At 72.6% G+C, this 21,597-nt stretch carries 20 protein-coding genes; 3 read left to right on the top strand and 17 right to left on the bottom strand.

The genetic code is table 11. The features are described 5' to 3' along the window. Positions 1-322: 322 nt before the first annotated feature. A complete protein-coding gene (locus AB0A74_RS38870; RefSeq protein WP_358257660.1) occupies positions 323-1,330 on the bottom strand; it encodes a radical SAM protein in 1,008 nt (335 codons plus the stop codon). A 195-nt stretch (positions 1,331-1,525) separates the two neighbouring features. Here AB0A74_RS38870 and AB0A74_RS38865 point away from each other — a divergent pair, with 195 nt between their 5' ends. The 3 genes from AB0A74_RS38865 to AB0A74_RS38855 all read left to right on the top strand — a co-directional run bounded on the left by AB0A74_RS38865 (position 1,526) and on the right by AB0A74_RS38855 (position 3,529). After that, entirely contained in the window at positions 1,526-2,164 is a 639-nt protein-coding gene (locus AB0A74_RS38865) for a sensor histidine kinase (RefSeq protein ID WP_358257658.1), read from the top strand. Between the two features lie 7 nt (positions 2,165-2,171). Continuing rightward, the gene (locus tag AB0A74_RS38860; protein WP_358257656.1) at positions 2,172-2,840 is read left to right on the top strand and encodes a response regulator transcription factor; all 669 of its coding nucleotides are present in this window, start codon (positions 2,172-2,174) and stop codon (positions 2,838-2,840) included. 65 nt (positions 2,841-2,905) lie between these two features. Next, positions 2,906-3,529 (top strand): response regulator transcription factor, encoded by a 624-nt coding sequence (locus AB0A74_RS38855; protein WP_309115283.1) that lies wholly within the window; start codon positions 2,906-2,908, stop codon positions 3,527-3,529. A gap of 15 nt (positions 3,530-3,544) precedes the next feature. Here the strand turns inward: AB0A74_RS38855 and AB0A74_RS38850 are convergent, their stop codons facing one another. The 16 genes from AB0A74_RS38850 to AB0A74_RS38775 form a co-directional block, all read right to left on the bottom strand. Next, positions 3,545-4,849 carry a hypothetical protein gene (locus AB0A74_RS38850; RefSeq protein ID WP_358257654.1) on the bottom strand — a complete coding sequence of 435 codons (1,305 nt, stop codon included), beginning with the start codon at positions 4,847-4,849 and terminating at the stop codon, positions 3,545-3,547. A gap of 88 nt (positions 4,850-4,937) precedes the next feature. Beyond that, the gene (locus tag AB0A74_RS38845; RefSeq protein ID WP_358257652.1) at positions 4,938-8,099 is read right to left on the bottom strand and encodes a translocation protein TolB; all 3,162 of its coding nucleotides are present in this window, start codon (positions 8,097-8,099) and stop codon (positions 4,938-4,940) included. Between the two features lie 7 nt (positions 8,100-8,106). Then, on the bottom strand, positions 8,107-8,925 hold the full coding sequence (locus tag AB0A74_RS38840; RefSeq protein WP_358257650.1) for a zinc ribbon domain-containing protein: 819 nt from the start codon (positions 8,923-8,925) through the stop codon (positions 8,107-8,109). Between the two features lie 392 nt (positions 8,926-9,317). Next, positions 9,318-9,857 (bottom strand): phage tail protein, encoded by a 540-nt coding sequence (locus AB0A74_RS38835; protein ID WP_358257648.1) that lies wholly within the window; start codon positions 9,855-9,857, stop codon positions 9,318-9,320. Then, a complete protein-coding gene (locus tag AB0A74_RS38830; protein ID WP_358257646.1) occupies positions 9,854-11,794 on the bottom strand; it encodes a putative baseplate assembly protein in 1,941 nt (646 codons plus the stop codon). The genes AB0A74_RS38835 and AB0A74_RS38830 overlap by 4 nt, the downstream gene beginning before the upstream one ends. Next, entirely contained in the window at positions 11,794-12,204 is a 411-nt protein-coding gene (locus AB0A74_RS38825) for a GPW/gp25 family protein (RefSeq protein WP_358257644.1), read from the bottom strand. Before AB0A74_RS38825 ends, AB0A74_RS38830 begins: the two co-directional genes overlap by 1 nt. 1 nt (position 12,205) lies before the next feature. Continuing rightward, complete coding sequence (locus AB0A74_RS38820) at positions 12,206-12,487, bottom strand: PAAR domain-containing protein (RefSeq protein ID WP_358257643.1); 282 nt, start codon at positions 12,485-12,487, stop codon at positions 12,206-12,208. Between the two features lie 13 nt (positions 12,488-12,500). Beyond that, a complete protein-coding gene (locus AB0A74_RS38815) occupies positions 12,501-14,318 on the bottom strand; it encodes a VgrG-related protein (RefSeq protein WP_358257641.1) in 1,818 nt (605 codons plus the stop codon). Then, positions 14,308-15,066, bottom strand: a complete 759-nt coding sequence (locus tag AB0A74_RS38810) for a LysM peptidoglycan-binding domain-containing protein (protein ID WP_358257639.1) — start codon at positions 15,064-15,066, stop codon at positions 14,308-14,310. The genes AB0A74_RS38815 and AB0A74_RS38810 overlap by 11 nt, the downstream gene beginning before the upstream one ends. A gap of 4 nt (positions 15,067-15,070) precedes the next feature. After that, positions 15,071-15,502 carry a phage tail protein gene (locus tag AB0A74_RS38805; protein ID WP_358257638.1) on the bottom strand — a complete coding sequence of 144 codons (432 nt, stop codon included), beginning with the start codon at positions 15,500-15,502 and terminating at the stop codon, positions 15,071-15,073. 12 nt (positions 15,503-15,514) lie between these two features. Next, positions 15,515-17,947, bottom strand: coding sequence for a hypothetical protein (locus tag AB0A74_RS38800; RefSeq protein WP_358257637.1), 2,433 nt, complete (start codon positions 17,945-17,947; stop codon positions 15,515-15,517). Between the two features lie 4 nt (positions 17,948-17,951). Then, positions 17,952-18,110 carry a DUF6760 family protein gene (locus AB0A74_RS38795; protein ID WP_121227457.1) on the bottom strand — a complete coding sequence of 53 codons (159 nt, stop codon included), beginning with the start codon at positions 18,108-18,110 and terminating at the stop codon, positions 17,952-17,954. Continuing rightward, the gene (locus AB0A74_RS38790; protein ID WP_358257635.1) at positions 18,107-18,538 is read right to left on the bottom strand and encodes a hypothetical protein; all 432 of its coding nucleotides are present in this window, start codon (positions 18,536-18,538) and stop codon (positions 18,107-18,109) included. Before AB0A74_RS38790 ends, AB0A74_RS38795 begins: the two co-directional genes overlap by 4 nt. A gap of 4 nt (positions 18,539-18,542) precedes the next feature. Next, positions 18,543-18,986 carry a phage tail protein gene (locus AB0A74_RS38785; RefSeq protein ID WP_358257633.1) on the bottom strand — a complete coding sequence of 148 codons (444 nt, stop codon included), beginning with the start codon at positions 18,984-18,986 and terminating at the stop codon, positions 18,543-18,545. A gap of 15 nt (positions 18,987-19,001) precedes the next feature. Further along, positions 19,002-20,522 (bottom strand): phage tail sheath subtilisin-like domain-containing protein, encoded by a 1,521-nt coding sequence (locus tag AB0A74_RS38780; protein ID WP_358257631.1) that lies wholly within the window; start codon positions 20,520-20,522, stop codon positions 19,002-19,004. Between the two features lie 126 nt (positions 20,523-20,648). Continuing rightward, positions 20,649-21,374, bottom strand: coding sequence for a DUF4157 domain-containing protein (locus AB0A74_RS38775; protein ID WP_358257629.1), 726 nt, complete (start codon positions 21,372-21,374; stop codon positions 20,649-20,651). Positions 21,375-21,597: the final 223 nt, after the last annotated feature.

The following is a 21,597-nucleotide window of genomic DNA, read 5'->3' as shown; positions in this document are numbered from 1 at the left end:
GAAAAACTTTTGCTCGTTCCTCGCAAAACTTTTTGGCCCGACCCCGGCAATCTGTGGTAGCCCTTCGGGCAGGTCATACGGTGGGGAACACGAAGACCCCCTGTGGCTGGTAGCTCAGCCGCCGCTGCGCGGCGAAAGCGCCGGCGCGCGGCGGAAAGCGTGCCGCTGCGCCTGGTGGTCGGTTACCAGCGGACGCGAGTGAGCGCTGGGGTGGGTCGGCGGAGGCGGGTGAGCGGTGGGGTGGGTCAGCGGCGGGCGGGTGAGCGGCGGGCGGGTGAGCGGCGGGCGGGTGAGCGGCGGGCGGGTGAGCGGGTGGGGCGGGTCAGCGGCCGGCGGTGGCGGATCGTTGGGTTCGGGACGCGCGTACCAGGTGGCCGTACCAAGCGATCAGCGGGCCGGTTCGGCCCTCCGCCAAACGCTGCCAAGTCGCCCGGCACAACTCCAGCAACGGCCTTCGATCCCACCCCGACGCCAACTCCGCCAACGACCGCTCGTACACGTTCCCCAACCAATACCTTCGGTCGAACCCGTAAGCCACCGGCACCGCCGCGCCGTTCGACTCGATCACCAACGGCGTCAACCAAGTCCCCAACGGCGCGTCCTCCCCCACCGGGGCCGCCATGAATGCCTCCGGTTTCCGGGTCAACAACGTCCGGGGCACCGCGTCGAGCTGCACCGCCAACCCGTGTTCCTCGGCGATCCGCCCCAACTCCACCGCCGCGTACGCCAACTCCACCGCGTCCGGCCGCTCGCCCGCCATCAACAAGCCGGCGGCACCTTCCGGCTCCAACGGGTGCACCTGCAGCAGCAACGCGCCCGACTGCGCCGCCGCCACCGCCACGTCGCCCAACTGGGTGGCGTTGCCCTGGGTCAGCGTCGTCACCACGCCCACCGGGATGCCCGCTTCCGTCAACCGCCGGATGCCGGCCAACGCCTTCGTGAAACACCCTTGCTGGTCACGGATCCGGTCATGGGTCGGCTGGTCGCCGTCCAACGATACCGCGACCAGGTCCACCAGGCCCCGCACCAACCCGATCCGCCGCTGGGTCAGGGCCACCGCGTTCGTGGTCACCGTCGTGCGCATCCCGGCGTCCCGGGCCGCCCGCAGCAAGCCGGGCAGTTCCGGGTACAGGAACGGCTCGCCGCCGGTCACGTTCAGCACGTCGTAGCCCAGGGCCGCCGCGTCCCGGACGACCCGGGACAGCAGCCCGACCGGCACGGACTCCGCCACGTCGGGCCCCGAGCTGGAGTAGCAGTGCCGGCACCGGAGGTTGCACAGCCTCGTCGGGTGCACCTGTAGGACCGCCCTGCCGCCAGCAGCCTGCCGCATTTTCACCCTCCTGTGGTGCCTCCTCTCCGTATGGAGCACACAGTTGGCGCCGTGATACGTCGTTCCGTCACTAATGAGACGGACGGTTCCCTCGAACGTGGGAACCTGGCCGGTTGCTTGAAACGACGTCCGTTAACCGGACGACTTCACGGTCGAGGCGACGAAGCCCGAGCGGTGAGCACCGGGGGAGGGGACATGCGTCGCGAGTTCGCGGTGTCCACCGACGCGGCCGACGAGGCCCGCCGCCGGGTGCTGCGCGACCTGCACGACGGTCTGGGGCCCTCGCTCGCGGCGATCGCGCTCGGGTTGCGCGCCGCTCGGCAGCTCGTCGGGCAGGACCCCGCTTCGGCCGGGTCGCTGCTCGCGCGGCTGGAAGAGGAGATGTACCACGCCGTGGGCGAGATCCGGCGGCTCGCCGCCGGCGCCTACCCCGCCGAGCTGGCCCGGTTGGGCCTGGTGGGCGCGGTGCGGGCGCATGTGGCCACGTTGGCCGACCGGCACCCGGTGGCGATGGACGTGCAGGTGCCCGGAACCCTGCCGGAGCTGCCGGTGGCGGTGCAGGTCGCGGCTTACCGGATCGTGTGCGAGGCGGTGACCAACGTCGTGCGGCACGCGGGTGCGCGGCACTGCGTGGTGCGGCTGTGGTGCGCGGGCGGGTTGCACGTCGAGGTCGTGGACGACGGGGTGGGCGCGGGCCCGCGCGGCGGGGACGGGATCGGGTTGAGCTCCATGCGGGAGCGCGCCCACGAGGTGGGCGGCACCTGGAACATGGAGCACGCCGCCGCCGGGGGCACGCGCGTGGCGGCGGACCTCCCGGTCGCGGGTGGGGTGTGAGCGGGACATGCTGCGGGCGCTGGTCGCGGACGACCACCCGCTGTTCCGCTACGGGCTCGCCGCCGCGCTGACCGCCGCCACCGACGTGGAGCTGGTCGGCGAGGCGTCCGGCGGCGAGATGGCCGTCGAACTGGCGTCCACGCTGAAGCCGGACGTCGTGGTGATGGACCTGAACATGCCCGACCTGGGCGGGGTCGAGGCCATCCGGCGGATCGTGGCGCGCGACCCGGGCGTGCGGGTGCTGGTGCTGACGATGTTCGACGACGACGAGTCGGTGTTCGCCGCGATGCGCGCGGGCGCGCTGGGCTACCTGCTCAAGGCCGCGAAGCCGCAGCAGATCGTCCGCGCGGTGCGGGCGGTGGCCGAGGGCGAGGCGATCTTCAGCCCCGGCATCGCGGTCCGGCTGCTCGCCTACTTCGGCACCGGCCGCAAGGCCAAGCCGGAGGCGTTCCCGGAGCTGACCACGCGGGAGCGCGAGGTGCTGCGGCTAATGGCCGACGGCCGCGGCAACGCGGCCATCGCGCGGGTCCTGGTGCTCAGCCCGAAGACCGTGCGCAACCACGTGTCGAACATCCTGCGCAAGCTGCACGTGGCCGACCGCGCGCAGGCGGTGTCCCGGGCGAAGGAGGCCGGTCTGGGCGACGACCCGGGACACATCGGGACGACGGGCCCATAGTGCCGGGACGCACCGGGTGGCGACCATGGTCACGGGACTCGACGCACGAGGCTGGGGAGCCGGGCATGAACGGTGAGCAGATCGCGGTGGTGCTGCACGCGGCGGATTCGATCACGCGGGCCGGGGTGACCGCGGCCCTGCGGTCGCGGCCGGAGATCAGGCTGGTCGAACCCGACGAGCCCGCGCCGGTGGCGTTGGTGGTGCTGGAGAAGCTGGACGGGCCGGCGCAGCAACTCCTGCGCCGGCTGCAGGTGCAGGGCAGCCCGAACATCGTGCTGGTGGCGGGCGACATCGCCGACCCGGAGCTGCTCAACATCGTCAGCTCCGGCGTCTCGGCGGTCATCCGCCGCTCGGACGCCACCCCGGACACGTTGGTGCGCCTGGTGAAGGCCACCGCGGCGGGCCAGGGCGCGCTGCCCGCGGACCTGCTGGGCCGGTTGCTGGACCGGGTGTCCCGGTTGCAGCGCAACGTGCTGAACCCGAACGGCTGGACCATGGCCGGCATGTCCGACCGGGAGACCGAGGTGCTGCGGCTGATCGCGGACGGCTTCGAGACCCGCGAGATCGCCGAGAAGCTGTGCTACTCGCAGCGGACGGTCAAGAGCATCCTGCACGACATCACCAACCGCTTCCAGTTGCGCAACCGCGCCCACGCCGTGGCGTTCGCGTTGCGCGAGGGCTTGATCTGACGAGCCGACGCGGCTTCACTCGACCCGGCCGGAGAAGGACACCGAGGGCTTGCAGTTGCCCTTCTCGGCCGGGTTCTGGCAGCTCACGGCGACCACGATCTTCTCGCCCGGCTTGAACCGCAGCGGCTCGACGTAGTGGCGGTCCAGGTCGCGGAAGTTGGCCAGGCCGATCTCCAGGATGCCGCTGCGCGTGCCGCCCGCGTCGCGCAGGACGCGGATGGTGCCGGTGTCGCCGCGCGGGTTCTGCAGCACGATGTCGCTGACCCGCAGGGTCTTGCCGTCCGGCGGGGTGAACACGAAGTCGGTGAACTGGTCGGCGTTGGCCACGATCGCCGCGTCCGCCGCGACCCGGAAGTCCGTGGGCTCACCGGCCTGCGCCCCCGCGCGGGGCGGGGTGCCGGTGGGCTGCGACCCGGGCGGCGCGCCGGGGTCCAGGCCCACGGCCTCCATCGCCCGGTCCGAGTTGCCCTTGGCCTGCTCGGCCTCCTGCTTGGCCGCGCCGGCGCTCTCCTCGGCGCGGTCGGCGGCGGCCTTGACGTCGGCGGCCTGCTGGGTCGCGGCCTCGCGCGCGGCGGACTTCACGGCGGGCTGGAGCACGGTGAACCACAGGGTGGCCACGACGAGGGCCAGCGCCAGCAACGCGAGCAGCGCCGGCAGCAACCACTTGGGCAGCAACGACCGCTGCACGAACATGCCGTCCGCGACCAGCGGGCCGCCCACGTCGGGCAGCACCTCCACCCGGAACGGCTTGGACTGCGGCTGGCCGCGCAGGAACGTGTCGTGCGGCTTCACGAGCAGCTTGACGAACGCGGCCGTGCCGGGCGCGAGCACCACCTCGCTGCGGTCGAGCTTGAAGTCCAGCTCGCCGTCCGGGTCGCCGGGGGTGAACCGCACGCCGACCGGGTGGTTGCCGACGTTGTCCACGGCCAGCTCGAACCTGCCGCGCCTCCCGGCCTCGACCTTGCCGGGCACCAGTTCCGCGCTCAGGTCGGTGAACGCGCCGACCTCGACCACGCCCTCCTCCACCACGGACCCGTACGGGTCCTCGCGGGAGGTGACGCGGACGCCGAACGGCACCGCCCCGGCCGGCACGCTCGCCGCCCGGGGTGGCGCGAACCGCACGGTCACCGCCTCGGAGGCCTGCGGCACCAGGTTCACCGCCGCCGGCTCGGCCACGGCCCAGCCCGCGGCGTCGCCGACCACGTCGACGGTGAACTGGTCGACCAGCTGGCCGGTGTTGCGCACGACGACCGTGCACGTGACCTCGGAGCCCGGTTCCACGGACAGACCCGTGGCGGACAGCGTCGCGGTAGCGCCCATGTCGTAATCCTGTTCGAGAAGCGGTCGGGGAGGACGAGTCGGAAGGGTGGGGGCCGGTGCTCCGCGCACTGCCCCAACGGGCAGCCGTTCAGCCGCGGCCCACGAAGTCGGGCGGTTGCAGCGATTTCGGCACGACCAGGAACGGGTTCGACCGCACGACCGCGAACCCGGGTCCGGCCTCGGCGGTCGCGGCCAGCTCGCGCGGGCCGACCAGGTCGTTCTCGAACACCAGCACCTGGGCCTCGAACGTGCCGTCGTCCCGCACCACCACCGTGCCGGGGGTGGCGGAGATGCCGACGGTCCAGGCGACCTTCACCGTGCCGCCGGGCGGGAACCCGCTGCCGACGGCGCGCGGCACGAACCCGCCCGGTCCGACGAGCGGGTCCACGGTCACCTTCGGTTGGCGCACCAGGACTTTCGCGACGGCCGTGTTGTCGGCGGCGTTGTTGTCGGGTCCGACGCCCAGCACCGAGCCGCCCGCGGTGGTGTCCACGGCGGCCTTGGCGGGCAACGTGATCCGCACGTCGGCTTCCTGGAGTGGTTGCAGGACACCGATCGTGCACACCGACCCGTCCGCGGCACAGCCCGGTGAGACGGCTCCGACCGGGGTCAGTTGCGGCGGGAGGGAAGTCACCACGCGGACGTCCGTCATCGGCTCGCCCGCGCCGTTGCGCACCTTGTAGGACAGCACGATGTCGTCACCGCCGACGAAACTCTCCTGCGGCAGCACGGCGACCGCCATCGACAGCGAACCCGGGTTGGCGGGCGGCTTGATCGGATCGGCGACGCGGATCGTCACCTGCGCCCGGTTGTCGCCGGGGTTGACGTCCTGGCCGGCGTCGGCGGCGACGACCTGGCTGCCCGCCGCCGTCCCGGTCACGGTGACCCGGATCTCGACCCGGCCGCGGGGCGGCATCCGACCGGGCGTGCAGGTGGTGCCGACGCACGTGCCCGCGCTGGTGGTGACCGTCTCGACGCGCAGCCCCGGCGGGACGGTCAGGGTCACGGTCGGCGAGGTCGGCGCGAGGCCGGTGTTGGTGACGGTGAACCGGGCGGTCGTGGTGCCCTCGAACGGGATCGCGGCGGGCGCGACCGCCGCCACCACCGCGAGGTCGGGCAGCGGCTGGAACGCGGCGACCCCGACCTGCGCGGCCGGGTCGGCCACCAGCACGGTCGCCGGCCCGCCGGAGGGCGCGACCCGCCAGATGCGGGTGGCGCCGAACTCCCCCGCGCACTGGTCGAACGCGATCAGCGCGCCGTCGGGCGACCACGCGGGCGAGTCCAGGCAGAGGTCGGCGGTGAAGATCGGCCGGGCGTTGACCCCCGACGCGTCGGCCACGCACAGCGCCCGCCCCGCGTGCGCGAACACCAACCGGGAGCCGTCGGGCGACCAGGCGGGTGACGTGTCGTCGCGCGCGCAGTCCGGGGCGAACAGCCGGGACAGGTTGGTCTGCCGGAGCGGTCCGGAGACGTCGGCGAGCCAGATGTCGGTGCTGGGCCTGGTTTCCGGGACGACCACGGCGACCGGCGCACTGGCCCGGTTGCCGCGTTCGTCTTCGCTCGCGGTGCAGGTGACCGTGGTGACGCCGACGGGGAACAGGTCGGTCGGCTTGGCGTCGCAGGTCGGGGTGAGCGGTGCGCCGGTCACCGAGGTGGCGGAGGCGGTGAACGGCACCGCGACCGGCGTCCCGCCGGGGCTGACCACCGTGTCGCCGTTGACCACGACGGTCGGGAGGCCGGCGGCGGCCTCCGCGACGCGGATGGTCTGCACGTGCGGCTGACCGGGCGGGACGCCGTCGAACAGGAAGTCCACGGTGCAGGTGTGCCGGTCCCCCGCGGCGGCGATGCCCGGTCCGGGCGGCTCCAGGCGCACGGTCTCCTGGAACCGCACCTCGGTGTTGCCCGGCACGGTCGCCGAGGGCGGGGTGAACTCGATCGACACGCCCGCCGGGCAGTTGGCGCGCGGGGTCACGGTGACCGGGATGCGCTCGATGCCCGCCTGGATGCCCTTGACGATCTCCTCGGCCGTGTAGCCCTCGGTCAGCACGCCGTCGGTGGCCTTGGTCAGCCGGGTCGCCTGCCCGCGGAAGTCGAGGTGCGGGTACGGCTCCGCCTCGGGGTCCGGGTTCGCGGGCACCAGGACGGGCACGGCCGAGAAGTGGATGTCCCGGCTCACCAGGTCCTCTTCGATCGTCTCCTCGTCCCAGTACGGGTCGGTGTTCGGGCAGCCCGGGAAGTCGCAGTAGTCGTCGCCGTCGTGGCTGGCGGCGTCACCGGCGAGCACGATGATCCGGCTGGTGCCGGGTTGGCCGAAGATCTCGGGGTCCCGGGAGATGTGGTGCAGGGCGTTGAACCAGTCCTCCATGGCGTCGCCGCCGTAGCCGATGACGAGCTGCTCGTCGTCGTCCAGGACCTTCTGGATCTCCTCGCGGGTGGTCGGCGTCCGCACCCTCTGGTAGCGCAGGGCTTCGCCGTCGGTGACGTCCTGGTAGGCGGCGATGCCGTAGCGGGCCAGGGGTTCCTTCTCGGAGATCTGCTCCATCGCTTTGCCGAGGTTGGTCCGCACCGCGTCGATCATCGTGCCCATGGACCCGGTGGTGTCGAGCAGGAACATGATCTCCGGGCGGGCGGGGACGTTCGGGGTGCGCAGCGCGGCGGTGGTGGTGAAGGAGCCGCCCAGCGGGGTGGAGCCGCTCACCGAGCGCGGGTGGACCTGCGAGATCTCCACGGCTTCGGTGTCGCGGCTGAACGCGATGGTGCGGCCGTCCGGGGACCACGCGGGGCTGTGGTCGCGGCCGTCGAGGTGGTCGGGGAACGGGATCCGGGCCAGTTCCACCCCGTCCGCCACGCGCAGCACGACGACCTCGCCCCCGTCGGTGACGGCGAGCCGGGTGCCGTCGGGCGACCACGTCGGGTCCTCGCCGCGCAGGGTGCGCTGGTTGGAGCCGTCGGCGTTGGCGACCTTGACCACCCCACCGTCGGCCTGCTGGGTCCACGCCAGGCGCGTGCCGTCCGGCGAGTACGCGGGGTCGGTGTCGTGCAGCACGCCGCTCGCCGTGGTCGCCAGCGGGTTGCCGCCGCGCGAGTCGGTGCTCCACAGGTCGCCCGCTTCGTCGCCCGTCGCGACCCGGCTGAACCCGATCCGGTAGGGCATGAGCGGTTCGGGCTGGGCCTGGGCGGCGGGGCGGTCGGCGAGCAGCACACCGCCGAGCAGCACGCCGGCCAGGGCCACCGCGGTCGTCCTGTTCACCTCTGCCTCATTCCACCGTGAAGAGCTCGATCTCGGAGATGGCGACCTCGGTGCCCTGCAACGACCGGTGCACCGACTCGACGTGCACCTCGACCCACTCGACGCCCTGCGCGCCTTCGAGCTTCACGGCCTTGGGCTCGGGCAGGTCGACCAGGTTGAGGTCCTGGGTCTTGCCGTTCGAATAGACCAGGTGCACCTTGTCCGGGCGGTGCGCGGTCTGGAAGGCGTCCGGGATGCCGACCAGGAACATCGCCTGCGCCAGGTCCACCTTGCGGTCGAACTTCAGCACCAGCGCGGGGGGCGTGGGTTCGAGGGGCGCGGACCAGTAGGTGGCCTTGTTGTTGTCGGCGGCCAGGCCCGCGCCGTGGTCGGGGCTCGCCACGTTGGCGGTGACGTCGTTCGGGCGCACCGGCTTGGCCTCGTTGCTGAACCAGTCCTTGACCGTGCTCGCGAGGCCGGTGGCCTGGCTGTTGACCGCGCCGCGGAACTGGCTGTGCAGGCCGTAGAGGCCGAGGCCGCCGAGCAGGGCGACGACGACCGACCAGCGCAGCACGCGGCCGACCGTGCGGCCGACCGACGTCCGGCGTCGGCGGCGGCGGGTGCCGGCGGCGGCGGGTTCGCGCCGGGGCAGGAACCGCCGCCACCACTTCTCCGGGACCACCTGGGCGTCGGCGAGCTTCTCGCCGCACCGGGCGCAGAACTTCCGCGACGGCGGGTTGGCCTCGCCGCACTGGCCGCAGATGAGGTCACCGGGCTGGGGTTGGCGGCGCTCGGTGAACCGGGGACGGGGGGGCGGCGGGGTGCGGCGCTCGTCGGTGGGCTGCATGGCCCCCGGCTGCTGCGCCCGGGGCTGTGGTGGTGGGGGCTGCGGTTGTGGCGGCTGCGGTTGTGGCGGCTGCGGGTGCACGGGCTGCCCCGAACCGCTCTGCCCCGGACCACCCCACCCCGGCGGGGCCTGCGCCGGCCCGCTCCAGCCGGGCGCGGGCGGCCCCGAGCCGCTCTGGCCCGGCCCGCCCCAGCCCGGCGCCGGCGGCCCCGAGCCGGCTCTGCCCGGTCCCGGCTGCCCTGGTCCCGGCTGCCCTGGTCCTGGCTGCCCTGGTCCCGGTGGGCCCGGGACCGGTTGGGCGGCCGGGGCCCGTTCCCACTCCAGGTAGGTGCCGCACGACCCGCAGAACTCCGCACCCCGGGCGTTGCGCTCCCCGCACTGCGCACAGACGATCACAGTCCCCCAACCTCCAATTCCACCGCCACGTGCGCGGGCACCGCGGCGGCGATCGCGGCCGACAGGCGGACCCGGTCCACCGCGCCCGGGTCGGCCACCCGCACCCGCACCACCACCCGCGCCGGACCGGTGTCCGGCAGCGGCGCGCCCGGACGGTCCGACGACGTGCACCCGCCGCTGTCCACGACCTCCACCTGGCCGCCGGTCAGCAGCCGCACGTGCGCGATCAGCCCACGACGCGTGCCGCGCCACCGGTGCAACTGCACGGCGTTGGCCACCAGCGCCCGGCGTTGCAGCACCGACCAGCCCTCGCCGACGTCCAGCGCCACCCAGTGCGCGAGCCAGTCCAGGAAGTCCTCCGGCGCGACCTTCGGGTCCAGGTAGCCCGCGAACCCGTCCAGCGCCGTGAACACCGGGGCCAGCACCTCGTCCAGCGCGGCCAGGAAGCGCTGGGTGAACTCGTCCTCCAGGTACACCGCGGGCAGCCGGTCGGCCAGCGGGTGCGGCGTGGGCAGGGTCGGGCCGCCGGTCCTCATCGCGTCACCCGCACCTGGTGCCCGTAGGAGAACGCCAGCCCGTTGGGCGGCAGGTCCAGCCTCGGCACGGCGTTGCCGCGCTCGCCGGTGACCGGGTTCGCGCCGAACAGCTTGACGTCCTCGACCAGCTCGACGCCCGGCACCCGTTGCAGCACCGCGTACACCTCGCCGGACTGCACCGGTCGCCCGAACGGCCAGCCGTCGCCGTCCGGGCCGCCGCTGATCGGGTTGAAGTAGTCGTACAACGCCTGCACCGCGCGGGTGCGCAGGACGTCCTCGGGCGTCCCGGCCCGCGAGCGCAGCTGCGCGACGACCGTGACGCCTTGGTAGTACGGGGGTTCCACGGAGATCCGCGCGCCGATGCAGCGGCGTTCGTCGAGGAACCGCTCGATGCGCTGCCGCACCTCCGCGCCCGGTTGCAGCGCGCCGAAGTCGGACTCCTCGTTCGACCCGACGGCGGGCACCACGAGCACCCGCACCGCCGCCGACCCCTGCCCGGCCGGGACGCACCGCACCCGCGCGATCTCCGGCGCGGCCTCCCGGGTCAGCAGCTCGTAGTCCTCGGCGGTCACCGCGCGGTCGCGCGTGCGCAGCACCAGCGGGCCGCGCAGGGCCGCGTCCTGCACCGACTCCCCCGCCACGCCGCCGCTCGCGGGCTCGCGGTTGGTGACCGAGCTGACGAACGGCACCGGGTCGCGCTGCACCTGCAACAACCCGCGCGCGACGTTGCCGCGCAGCCCGCCGCCGGTGCGGTACTCGGGCACCCGGATCGCGGCCGACTTCGCGGGCACCGCGCCGAACAGCCGGACGCTGCCGTCGGGTTGCCGGATGGCCGGCCCGAAGATCACCTCGCCGCCCACCCGGTCGAGCACGACGTGCTTGTCGCGCGGCCCTGACTCGGCGAACGACCGGACCTCGGTCCACTGCTCCCAACCGTCCGGCGTGGCGACCTCGACCACCAGCGTGCCCTCGTCCACCACGACCGGCGTGCGGGTGAGCGCGAACCGTTGCCCCGCGACGCCTTCGGACACGCCGATCGTCTCGTTGCGCACGATGTCCGCGTGCGTCGCCTCGGTGGTGCCGCCGATCGTCGCCGCGGTGACGGCCAGCAGCTTGGGCGGCTTCTGGTAGAACGGCAGCTCCGGCGGCGGTTCCACGGCCCGGCACCGCAGCCAGCCGGCGCGTTGGCGCGCGATCACGGACGCGGCGTGCGTGCGCGGCACGTGCAGGACGACGTCACCGGGCTTGTTGAACCCGCCCGTGGAGTCGCGGTCGATCTCGCAGGACGTCCACCCGGTGCCGTTCCACGCCTCCCACACCCACGGCGGGCGGCGCGGGTCGACGCCCCGGCCCTCGGCGTGCGCCTCGACCCGCAGCAGCACCGCGCACCCCGGCACGGCGTCGGACAGTCCGAACAGGACGGAGTCGCCGGGCGTGGGCGGGTCGCCGAAGCACTCGGGTGACTTGCCGTCGCGCAGCTCGTCGGTGCGGTCGGCGGGCGGGACGTTCGGGTCGGCGGACGCCGTGACCAGGTGCTTCAGCTCGCACGGCACGATCGACAGCTCCCGGTCCACGGTGAACACGACCGGGTCCTCGATCTCGCTGCGCTCGGTGGCGACCTGCGCGCCCGACGGCACCACCACCGGCACCTCGCGCGGCGCGGACAGCCAGAAGGTGACCTCGGCGCGGGCGGCGGTGGGCGGGAACAGCTTGACCCCGATGAGGTCCAGGAACCTCAGGTAGTGCAGCGCGGGCACGCGGTTGAGCCGGTAGAGCAGCTCGTCCACCATGTGCGCGAACGCCTCGATGAGCGTGACACCGGGGTCGGAGACGTTGTGGTCCGTCCACTCCGGACAGTGCTGCTGGACGCGGCGCTTGGCCTCGTCCACCAGGTCCTGGAAGCGGCGGTCGTCCAGGTTCGGCGCGGGGATCGACATCAGGCGCCCTCCTCGTCGGCCTCGTGCGGCGGGATGACGTAGAAGGGGAACACCAGGTTGCGCGGGTCGTTGGCGCCGCGCAGGGAGTACCGGATGTCGATGAGCAGCGTCCCCTGGTCGACCTCGTCGAAGCCGACCGACACGTCCGCGAGCGTGATGCGCGGCTCCCAGCGCTCCAGGGAGATCCGCACCTCGTAGGCGATCCGGCCCGCGGTGGCGGCGTCGGCGGGCGCGAACACCAGGTCGTGGATGGCGCAGCCGAACTCCGGGCGCATCGGCCGCTCGCCCGGCGCGGTGGCCAGGATCAGCCGGATGCTCTCGACGACCTCGCGCTCGCCGCCGACCAGCGCGACCGAGCCGGTGGCGTCGGTGTGCACCGGGAAGGCCAGGCCCCGTCCGACGAAGTCCACGTCACCCTCCGATCATGACGGTCGGGCAGCCGACGACGATCGGCGCGCCGCAGGCGGACATGTCGCCCATGCGCGCCGCGGGTCGGCCGCCGATGAGCACGGTCGGGCAGCCCGGCGGGACGAGCGCGCTCGGCGGGTGCGGCGGCACGCCGGGGAACGAGCAGATGTGCGGGTTGCCGATGACCGCCGCCGGCATCCCGCCGATGAGCACGGTCGGCACGCCCGGCGGCCCGACGGTCCCCGGGTGCCCGGTGGGATCGCCCACGCGCGCCGCTGGTGGCATGTCCGCCTCCCCTCTAGTTGATCTTCACGAGACTGCCGCGCACGGTGAGCACGCCACTGGCCGTGACCTCGGTCTGCCCCTGTCCGGCGACGGAGACGGCCGCGCCCTCGACCTTCACGCCGCTCGTGCCGTTGAGCTTGAGCTGGGCGGCGGCCTTGACCTCGACGTCGGCCTGGGCCTGCGCGGTGATCTTCTGGCCCTTGAGTTCCAGCGGTCCGGAGCCGGCGTCGATGGTGATCCCGTGCTGCGCCTTGACCGTCACGGCCTTGCCGCTGGTCACCTCGATGACCTGGGCCTTCTGGTCGAGCTTGACGACGAACTTCCCGTCGCCGCTGGAGATGACGATCCCCTCGTCCTCCACGAACTCGACCTTGTGACCCTTGCGGGACACGAAACCGCGGGTGGTGACCTCGCCGGTGCCGCCGTCCACGGGCTCCTTGGTCAGCTTGGGCGTGGCGTCCTTGCCGTTGTAGAGGCCGCCGAGGACGTAAGGCGCGTCGAAGTCGCCGTGCTCGAAGCCGACCAGGACCTCGTCGCCGACCTCGGGCAGCACCAGCGAGCCCCGGTTCGCGCCCGCCCCGGTGTGCACGGTCCGGGCCCACCCGCTGGTGAAGTCCTCGGCCAGCCAGGGGAACTTGACCTTGACCCGGCCCAGTTTCGCGGGGTCGCGGATGTCGGTGACCAGCGCCGGGACCAGGCCACCGCTGCCCTGCCGCGCCGGGCCGCTGTTGGCCAGCCCGTACAGGGAGCGCTCCTGGCGGCCGGACACGGTGAACTCCGTGGTGTAGCCGACCTGTTCGGCGAACAGGTGCCGGGTGCTGGTGAGCGTGTACTTGCCGGCGAACGGGTCGCCGATGTTGGTCAGCGCGACCGCCGTGCCGGCCTTGAGCTTGGGGTTGCCGCGCGCGACGCCGGCCAGTTCCGCGCACGCCCCGCCGAGCTGGGTGCTCAGCGCGGCGGCGACCGCGTCCACCTCGCCCTGCCCCCGGTACGGGCCGGTGGCCAGGACCGGGGGCGCGCCGAACCTCCCGGCCAGGTCCTCCGGGTTGACGCCGGTGATCTCCGTGCCGGTCATCTCCGGCGGTTTGGCGGCGGTCACGGCCTTCTTGCTCTCGGGGTCCCAGCCGCGGACGTTGACCTCGGGCACCTGCTCGGCGGCGGTGACCGCGGCGCGCAGGGACAGCAGGTTGCGGTGCATCTCCAGCACCAGCGGGTTGCTCTTGGCCTTGGCGTTGCGCTCCGGCGCGCCGGTGGGCTTGTCGGGCAGCTGGAAGTTCAGCCTGCCCTCCACCACGGCCAGCTGCGCGCCGACCGCGCCGGCGAGCCGGGACAGGAACTCCCAGTCGCTGAGGTTGTCCTGGCTGACCTGGGTGTGCGGCTTGCCGCTGAACCCCTTCACGTCGTCGATCTCGCCGGTCGGGATCTTGGCGCGCTGCGCCACCTTGCGCACGATGTCGGCGACGGTCATGTTCGGGTAGGCGGCGGTGCGGCGGCCCCGGAACAGCCGGTGCGCCAGGTCGTACCCGCGCACCTCGGTGAACGTGCCGCCGCTGTCCAGCTCGACGCCGACGGCGGTGATCTCGCCGCTCATCAGCGGCTGCGGGCCGCCCGGGTCGGAGGTCTGCACCTTGAGCGCGATCTTCGCGCCGATCTTGAACTTCCCCTTCTCCAGCACCACGTGCCCGGGGTCGCGGAAGCGCAGCACGAACACGTCCGGCAGGTTGCGGCTGTCGTCCACGAAGGCGTGCGTCAGCAGCGGTTTGACGTCCTCGGGCAGCGGCGCGGACTCGACCTCGACCACGAGGGAGTTGGCGAAGCTCTCACCGGCCATCGCGGATCTCCTCCAACGCGGGCACCAGCAGGCGGGTGCCCGGCCGCAGCCGCATCGGGTCGTCGATGTCGTTGGCCTCCGCGATCTCCCGCCACAGCTCGGCGTTGCCGTAGGCCTTGTAGGCGAGGGATTGGAGGGTGTCGCCGGCGACCAGGACGTGCGAGTCGCGGGCGGCCAGCGCGCCCGAGGTCGGGTTCTGGCCGCCGTGCTCGCCGGAGATCTCCTCCAGGTTCACCGTGCACACCGCGCGGACGGGCGTGCCGGCCGGGGTGAACAGGGTGTACTTGGCGGTGACGCTCGCGACGTAGGACGGGAAGCCCGTCATGCCGCCCCACTTGAAGATCACCCACGGCGGCGAGCCCTTGCCGTGCTGGCGGCTGTCCTGGGTGGGGACGCAGCACGAGAAGAGCTGCTCGACCTTGCGGACCACGCTGTCGTCCATGCGCTCGGTGGCGTCGAGGAACAGTTCGAGGGCGAGTTTCGACGGGTCCGGGCCCTTGAACTCCGGCGGGCCGGACTTGGCGTTGTTGGGCTGGCGGCTGCGCTCCCACTTGGCGTTCTTGGTGAGCGTGAGTTCCTTGGGGTTGAACTGGAAGGTGATGTCGTAGAGGAACCCGCCGGGCTTGGCCGCGCCGCCGGCCTTGGGTGGTTCGTGGACGGCCAGGGTGGCCTTCTGGAGGTTGGTGGGGGCGGCGTAGGAGGTCGCCGTGGTGGTGCCGGCGGAGGTGAACGTGATCGGGGAGGCCATCTCGTCACCTCGCCGAGGTCAGGAAGCCGTGGTGGGCGAGTTCGAGCGTTTCGGTGGCGACCTTCGGCGAGTCGGCGGACAGCTGCGGACCGCTCCACCGGACCGGCACCACTCCCGACAGCGACCAACTGGCGATCACCGTGCCTTCGAGCGTGCGGGCTTCGATGACGGCGGTCTTGCGCGCGATCCCGGCCGCCATGCCCGCGATCCACTTGATGATCTTGGCGCTGTCCTTGGTGACCGGGCGGGAGAGCTTGACGTTGGAGTACTTGATGCGGGTGGGGAGCTGCCAGACCATCCCGTTGTTGCCGCCTTCTTCGCGCTGCTCGACGGTGAACTCGACCCCAAGCCCGTCACAGCTGTTGAACGACCCGAGGCTCTCGTCGTCGATGCGCACGACGAAGCACACGGCAACCGCTTCTTCCACGCCAGCCATCGCGTCTTCCTCTCAGTGCCACCGGTCGGTCAGCAGTCCTCGGCGTTCGCGGTCGAGCCACAGCTCGGCCTTGAGGCGGCGGAGGAGGGGGTCGTAGAGCTTCTTGAGCAACTCCTCCGGCTCCGCCGGCGCTTGCTGCGCCGGGGCGGCGGAGGACGACGTCGGGGCGGCGGTGCTCGGCGCCTCTTCGACCGCCGGCGCCACTTCTTCCGTGCGCTGCACCACGTGGTGTTCGACTGGCGCGCTCACGGGGCTTTCGACGACCGGTTGGGGCAACACGCGCAAGGCCGATGCCATCCCCAGCACCGGCCCACCCGCGTCCCCGCCGGAGGACGGGGCGCGCTGCACGCGCGCCACCGGCGGCGACCCGCTCGACCCCCCAACACGGGGCACCCCCAACCCCACCCGAGGCCTGCTCCCACCGACAGACTCGGCCGGACTCGCCACCGACGCCACCACCGGCAACCCACCGCCCAGGGTGGGCACGACCTCCACCGCCGCCATCCGCTGAACAACAGCCGAGCCGCCCACACCCGACCCACTGACCGCCCTGGCCACAACGGGTGCCGCGGTGGGGGCGGACGCGGTGGACCGGCTGGCGGACGCGGTGGACGGGCTGCCGGGGGCCGGCGGGCCGGCAAGGGCCGGCGGGCTGGTCGGGGCTGGCGGATCGGCGAGGGCTGGCGGGCTGGTCGGGGTTGGCGGATCGGCGACGGTGGACGGGATGGCGAGGCCGGACGGGATGGCGAGCGTAGGCAGATTGGCGAGCGTGGGCGCGCTGGGCTGACTCACCGACGCTGCCGGACTGGCGAGCGTGGGCGCGCTGAGCGGATTCGCCGACGCGGCCGAACTGGCGAGCGCGGGCGTGCTGGGCGAATCGGCGGGCACGTTCGGCAGGGTGGGCGCGCTGACCAGGTCGGGCGGAGTCGGTGCAGCGAGCAGGCTTCCCGCTGTCGGCGCACTCACCGGGGCAGCGAGGATCGGCGCGCTGGCCGGAGCGGGCAAGGTCTGCGCGGTGACCGGGGTGGCCCGGGTCGGTGCGCTGCCCGGGTTGGAGTAGGTCTGCGCGCTGATCAGTGTGGCCGGAGTTGGCGCGCTGACCGGAGCGGGCGCGGTCTGCGCCGTGACTGGGGCGGCCAGAGTGCGGGCGCTGGCCTGGCCGACCAGCGTGGGCGCGCTGGCTGGGGTGGTCGGAGTGGGCGAGCTGGGCGGGTCGGCAGGAGTGGGCGGGGTGGCTTGGGCGGGGGTGGATGCCGGGCTGGTCGGGGTGGTCGGGGTGGTCGGGGTTGCGGAAGGTGCGGACAGCGGGAAGGTGAGGTGGCCGGTGGTCGGCGCGGTGTCGGGTTCCTCCGCCGGTGTCCGCTGGATCGTCGAGGAGTTGTGCGCCGGGATGTCGGCGGGTGTCGGCTTCGGTGGCGGTGAGCCGATCCGGGGTGATCCGATGCGCGACGACCTGGCCCGGGGCGGGTTGGGCGGTGGTGGGGCAGCGAGCCGGGAGACGGTCAGCGGCGGATCGGCCGGCAGTGGGCCGGCTGGCGGTGCCTTCGGCGCACCCAACGGCACATCACCGAGCACCGGGTCCGCAGGCACCGATCCGATCAGCGGCGCATCCGCGAGGGCCGAGCCGGCGGGCACCGAACCGACCAAAGGTGCATCCGCGTCGGCCGAGCCAGAGGGCACCGAATCGGCCAGCGGCGCATCGGCGAGCGGCATCTCGGCCGGTGGCGACACAGCCGGTGGCGACACGGCCGGTGGCGATACGGCGAGCGGTGCATCGGCGAGCGGCGCATCGGCGGGCTGGGGCGCGGCCGGTGGTGCTTCCGCGAGCGGCACTTCCGCCGGTTGCGACCCGATCAGCGGTGCCTCAGCGGGTGGTGGGCCGGACAGGGGCGTTTCGGGTGCCGGCGTGGTGGTCTTGGGTGGGTTGGGTGGTGTCGGGGTCGGTTGTGGTGGAGGGGTCGTCGGTGACTTCGTCCGTTGCGCGGTGATGGCGGGAGCGGCCGGCTGGGACGCGGTCGGTGCGGGATCGGCTGGGGCGGTGGGCCGTTCTGGTTCGGGTTCGGTGTGTTCGCCGGGTTCGGGCTTGGCGGTCGGGCTGGTGGGCGCAGTCGTCGTGGTCGGGAGGAAGTTCAGGAGGCGTTGCAGTACCGGGCCACGAGATTTGCGCGGCCGCGCGGGGACCAGGGGCATGGGTGGGCCCGCGGTGGGGGTTGCCAAGCCCTCCACCACCCCGGACGGTTCGGTGGGGGCCACGTCGTGCACCAACGGAGCCAAGTAGGCCGGGGACTGCCACGACGTCAACGTGTCCGAGAAGCGCTGCACGGGATTGACCAACGGGTGCGCCGGCAGCACCCGCTCGATCGGCGGCAACAAGCGCCACTCGCCCCGCACCACCGGTTCGGCGCGCGCGGGCGCGGTCGGGTCCTTGCGCCACGGCCACTTCACGTCCTCACCGCCCCTGACTGATCCTCGTGTTGATCCGCGCGATCTCCGCCACGTACCGCAACCGGTCCGCGTGTTCCATGTCCAAGATGGACTCCCACGACCAGTGGAAGTGGTACGCCACGTACGCGACCTCCTCGTGGAGGCGGTCGGCCGCGTACGTCACGATTCCCCCAGGCGCCCGCCCGCCACGTCCACGCTGAACCCGTGCCCGCACTCCGGACAGGCCACCGCCGCCCGGGTGTGCCCCTCGCTGTTGATCCGCCGGTACATGTCCTGCAGGAACGCCAGGTCCGACGCGAACAGGTTCTCCACGACACCCGCGTGCACGTCGGTCACCGTGCCGATCCGCACGATCACCCGGGCCAGCAGCACCACCGTGAGGTAGGCCGCGTTCTCCCGCACCCGGTCGTCCCGCAGCGGCACCAGCTCGTCGCGCGCCGTCGCCAGGCGCATCACGCCCGTGCGGTGCACGACGCCGGCGTCGTCGACGTACCCGCGGGGCAGTTCGAAGTTGAACTCCGTCCGCATCGGCGAAAGATCGACAGGAGCGTCCGAAGGGACGGGAGGAACCGCGGCCATCACCCTGCGCATGGCGTCACTCGATTTCCATCTGCTCGTACGTGATGACGAGCTTCTCGGTCAGGACGCTGGTGTCGCCCGCCTTCAACGTGCCGATCTCCAACGACTTCGGCCACGCGTTGGTCAGCTTGTACCGCTTGATGGGCTGGCCCTCGTAGTCGTAGACGATGATCGCCCCGCCCTTGCGCGCGTTGCTCATCTTGCCGAAGTGCGAGTCCTTGACCCACTTCTCGAAGCTGTTGTCCGCCGTCAGGCCGCGGGTCAGCGTCACCTCGCCCGCCTTGGGCCGGCCCGGCAGCTTCTTGATCATGTACTTGCCGTCGTTGGTGTTCTGCTTGAGCTCGATGACGTCCTGCTCCATCTTCAAGCCGGACACCTCGGAGATCTGCTTGATCGCGACGCCGTCGACTTCCAGCCCGAACGAGTGGCCGACGGACGTGTCGAGGTCGGGAAGGGCCATGACTGGTTACCGCCTTTACTCGTTGACCAGGCTGGTGCCGCCGGAGACCTGCGCCAGGCGGAAGATGACGAACTCGGCGGGCTTGACCGGCGCGATGCCCACCTCGCACACGACCTGGCCGAGGTCGATGCTCTCGGCCGGGTTGGTCTCGCGGTCGCACTTGACGTAGAACGCCTCGTCCGGGGTGAGCCCGAACAGCGCGCCCTTGCGCCACTCCGTGACCAGGAAAGCGCTGATGGTGCGCCGGATCCTGGCCCACAGGGCGTCGTCGTTCGGCTCGAACACGACCCACTGCGTGCCCAGGAGGATCGAGTCCTCCAGGTAGTTGAACAGCCGCCGCACGTTCAGGTACCGCCACGCCGGGTCCGACGACAGCGTCCGCGCGCCCCACACCCGGATGCCGCGCCCCGGGAACGACCGGATGCAGTTGACGCCGATCGGGTTCAGCAACTCCTGCTCGGCCTTGGTCAACTGGGTCTCCAGCGCCACCGCGCCGCGCACGACCTCGTTCGCCGGCGCCTTGTGCACGCCGCGCGTCCCGTCGGTGCGCGCCCACACGCCCGCCATGTGCCCGCTCGGCGGCACGAACACGTGCTCGTCGCTGGCCGGGTCGAACACCTTGACCCACGGGTAGTACAGGGCGGCGTACTTCGAGTCGTAGCCGGCGACGTTCTGCCGCCAGTCGCGGACCTGCTGCGGGTTCAGCCCGGGCGGCGGGTCGAGGATCGCGACGCGGTTGCCCATCAGCTCGCAGTGGGCGATCATCGCGAGCTGCACGGCCTTCACCGACTCCAACGTGATCGCGCCGCGCTGGTAGGAGCTCATCAGGTCGGGCACCGAGACCATGGTGACCTCTTCGAGGGCCTCCAGGCCCCCGAAGCCGGTGCGGTCGGCGACGTCGCCCACGTAGTCGTCGGCGGCGACCTTGCGCGGCACGGGCGGCGCGGCGGGCGCGTCCTGCAACGTGACGCTGCCCTTGTCCGGCTTGGCCAACGCGGTCGAGGACGTCTCCTCGATCGTGATCAGGTTCGACTTCTCCTTCACGACCGTGACGACGTTGTCCTTGGTGCGCTTGGTGGACACGTTGTGCGTCTCCACCACCTTGCCGTTCTGCTTGACCAGCAACGTGAACCGGTCGTCCGGCGGGTTCTCGCCGGTCGCGTCGGCCACCTCGACGGTGATGTCCGCCGCGCCCAGCTCCTTCGCGGCCACGCGGTAGCCGCCCAGGGCGGCCTGCGGGCCGGACGGCGCGGAGCCGTTGCCGTTGCCGCGTTCGCCGCCGATGCGCACGACGTAGCAGTTGGTGCCGCCGTTGAGGAAGAAGCCGTAGACCGACTGCCCGAGGTAGCTGTCCTCCAGGAAGTCGCCGAAGGTCTGGGTGTACTGGGCCCAGTTGGACACCAGCGTCGGGGTGTTGAACGGGCCGCGCGCGGCGAAACCCACGAAGGCGGCGACGGCGGTGCCAACGCCCTCGATGGGCCGCGCACCCGCCTCCACCTCCTCGACGTACACCCCCGGAGAGAGATAGGTGGGCATTGCGTCGCCTCCCAAGTCGCGTGTGGAACCGGCTGTGCTGACGATGTTGCTTCCCGTGACCCCGCCCGCGAAACGACCGCCGGGCGGTGCCGGGGGGAGCGGAAAGCTGCCCCAACGGGCAGCCGCTCACTCCTCTTCGGGGAGGTCTTCCTCTTGGCGCTGGACGAACATGCCCTGCACCGGGGCGGCTTCCTCCTCAGGAGCCTCCTCCTCGGCAGGGGCTTCCTCGCGCTGGACGTGGTCGTGGCCCGCGTGGTCTTCTTCGCGCTGCACGGGCGGCGCGGGCGCGGGAGCGGACATCAGCCGGTCGGCGTTGGCGCTTGCCTCGCGCTCGAACCGGTCGGACGGGTCGCTGACCTTCACGCCGCCGCCGGCGTCCGTGCCGTCCACGGGTCCGTTGCGCTGCTGGACGACGTGCGTCAGCTCGTGGGCGAGCATGTGCTTGCCGGCGTCCGAGGACGGGTCGTACTTGCCGTCCTGGAAGACGATGTTGTCGCCCACGGTGTAGGCCTGCGCGTTGACCGAGCGGGCCGACTCGCCGGCCGCGCCGTCGGTGTGCACGCGGACACCGGAGAAGTCGGTGCCGAACCGCGCTTCCATGTCCTCGCGCACGCCCGCGTCCAGGGGCGCGCCGCCGGACCGGAGGACACCGTGCACCGGCGACTCCTCCTCGACCACCGCGCTCGCACCCGCGTTGCCCACGGCCCGCTGGAGGCCGAGCAGCCCGGCGGGACCGAGCACGTCGGCCCGCCCGGCCGCCGCCGCCTTGCCCATCAGGTCGTGCTCCTCGCGCTCCGGCCGGTCGCCCCGCGGGCGGAACGCGGCCTCACCCTCGTGTTCATGTCCGCGCATGACTTCGCCCCTCACAGCCCGGAAGAGATGTCGAGCATCCACCCGCGCGCACGGTGCCCGGAAGACGCGCAGGGGCCGTCTCGGCTGCCCGAACGGGCAGTCACGGCACGGGTTCGGGCCGGCGCGGAGTGCTGGGCGGGGCGGCGGGTGGCGCGGGCCGGCCCGAGGCGGCGGCGGTGCGGGAGGCGGTCGCCGGGGAGCGGCGGGGGTGATCGGCGGGAAG

It is taken from the genome of Saccharothrix sp. NPDC042600 (genome assembly GCF_040647305.1).
Taxonomy (GTDB): Bacteria; Actinomycetota; Actinomycetes; order Mycobacteriales; family Pseudonocardiaceae; genus Actinosynnema; species Actinosynnema mutabilis.
This window is presented reverse-complemented; position numbering and strand designations above follow the sequence as displayed.

Excerpts from the sequence above, each read along its gene's own strand:
- AB0A74_RS38870 (WP_358257660.1), bottom strand. The coding sequence starts at position 1,330 with ATGCGGCAGGCTGCTGGCGGCAGGGCGGTCCTACAGGTGCACCCGACG.
- AB0A74_RS38865 (WP_358257658.1), top strand. The coding sequence starts at position 1,526 with ATGCGTCGCGAGTTCGCGGTGTCCACCGACGCGGCCGACGAGGCCCGC.
- AB0A74_RS38860 (WP_358257656.1), top strand. The coding sequence starts at position 2,172 with ATGCTGCGGGCGCTGGTCGCGGACGACCACCCGCTGTTCCGCTACGGG.
- AB0A74_RS38855 (WP_309115283.1), top strand. The coding sequence starts at position 2,906 with ATGAACGGTGAGCAGATCGCGGTGGTGCTGCACGCGGCGGATTCGATC.
- AB0A74_RS38850 (WP_358257654.1), bottom strand. The coding sequence starts at position 4,849 with ATGGGCGCTACCGCGACGCTGTCCGCCACGGGTCTGTCCGTGGAACCG.
- AB0A74_RS38840 (WP_358257650.1), bottom strand. The coding sequence starts at position 8,925 with ATGCAGCCCACCGACGAGCGCCGCACCCCGCCGCCCCCCCGTCCCCGG.
- AB0A74_RS38835 (WP_358257648.1), bottom strand. The coding sequence starts at position 9,857 with ATGAGGACCGGCGGCCCGACCCTGCCCACGCCGCACCCGCTGGCCGAC.
- AB0A74_RS38830 (WP_358257646.1), bottom strand. The coding sequence starts at position 11,794 with ATGTCGATCCCCGCGCCGAACCTGGACGACCGCCGCTTCCAGGACCTG.
- AB0A74_RS38820 (WP_358257643.1), bottom strand. The coding sequence starts at position 12,487 with ATGCCACCAGCGGCGCGCGTGGGCGATCCCACCGGGCACCCGGGGACC.
- AB0A74_RS38815 (WP_358257641.1), bottom strand. The coding sequence starts at position 14,318 with ATGGCCGGTGAGAGCTTCGCCAACTCCCTCGTGGTCGAGGTCGAGTCC.
- AB0A74_RS38810 (WP_358257639.1), bottom strand. The coding sequence starts at position 15,066 with ATGGCCTCCCCGATCACGTTCACCTCCGCCGGCACCACCACGGCGACC.
- AB0A74_RS38805 (WP_358257638.1), bottom strand. The coding sequence starts at position 15,502 with ATGGCTGGCGTGGAAGAAGCGGTTGCCGTGTGCTTCGTCGTGCGCATC.
- AB0A74_RS38790 (WP_358257635.1), bottom strand. The coding sequence starts at position 18,538 with ATGCGCAGGGTGATGGCCGCGGTTCCTCCCGTCCCTTCGGACGCTCCT.
- AB0A74_RS38785 (WP_358257633.1), bottom strand. The coding sequence starts at position 18,986 with ATGGCCCTTCCCGACCTCGACACGTCCGTCGGCCACTCGTTCGGGCTG.
- AB0A74_RS38780 (WP_358257631.1), bottom strand. The coding sequence starts at position 20,522 with ATGCCCACCTATCTCTCTCCGGGGGTGTACGTCGAGGAGGTGGAGGCG.
- AB0A74_RS38775 (WP_358257629.1), bottom strand. The coding sequence starts at position 21,374 with ATGCGCGGACATGAACACGAGGGTGAGGCCGCGTTCCGCCCGCGGGGC.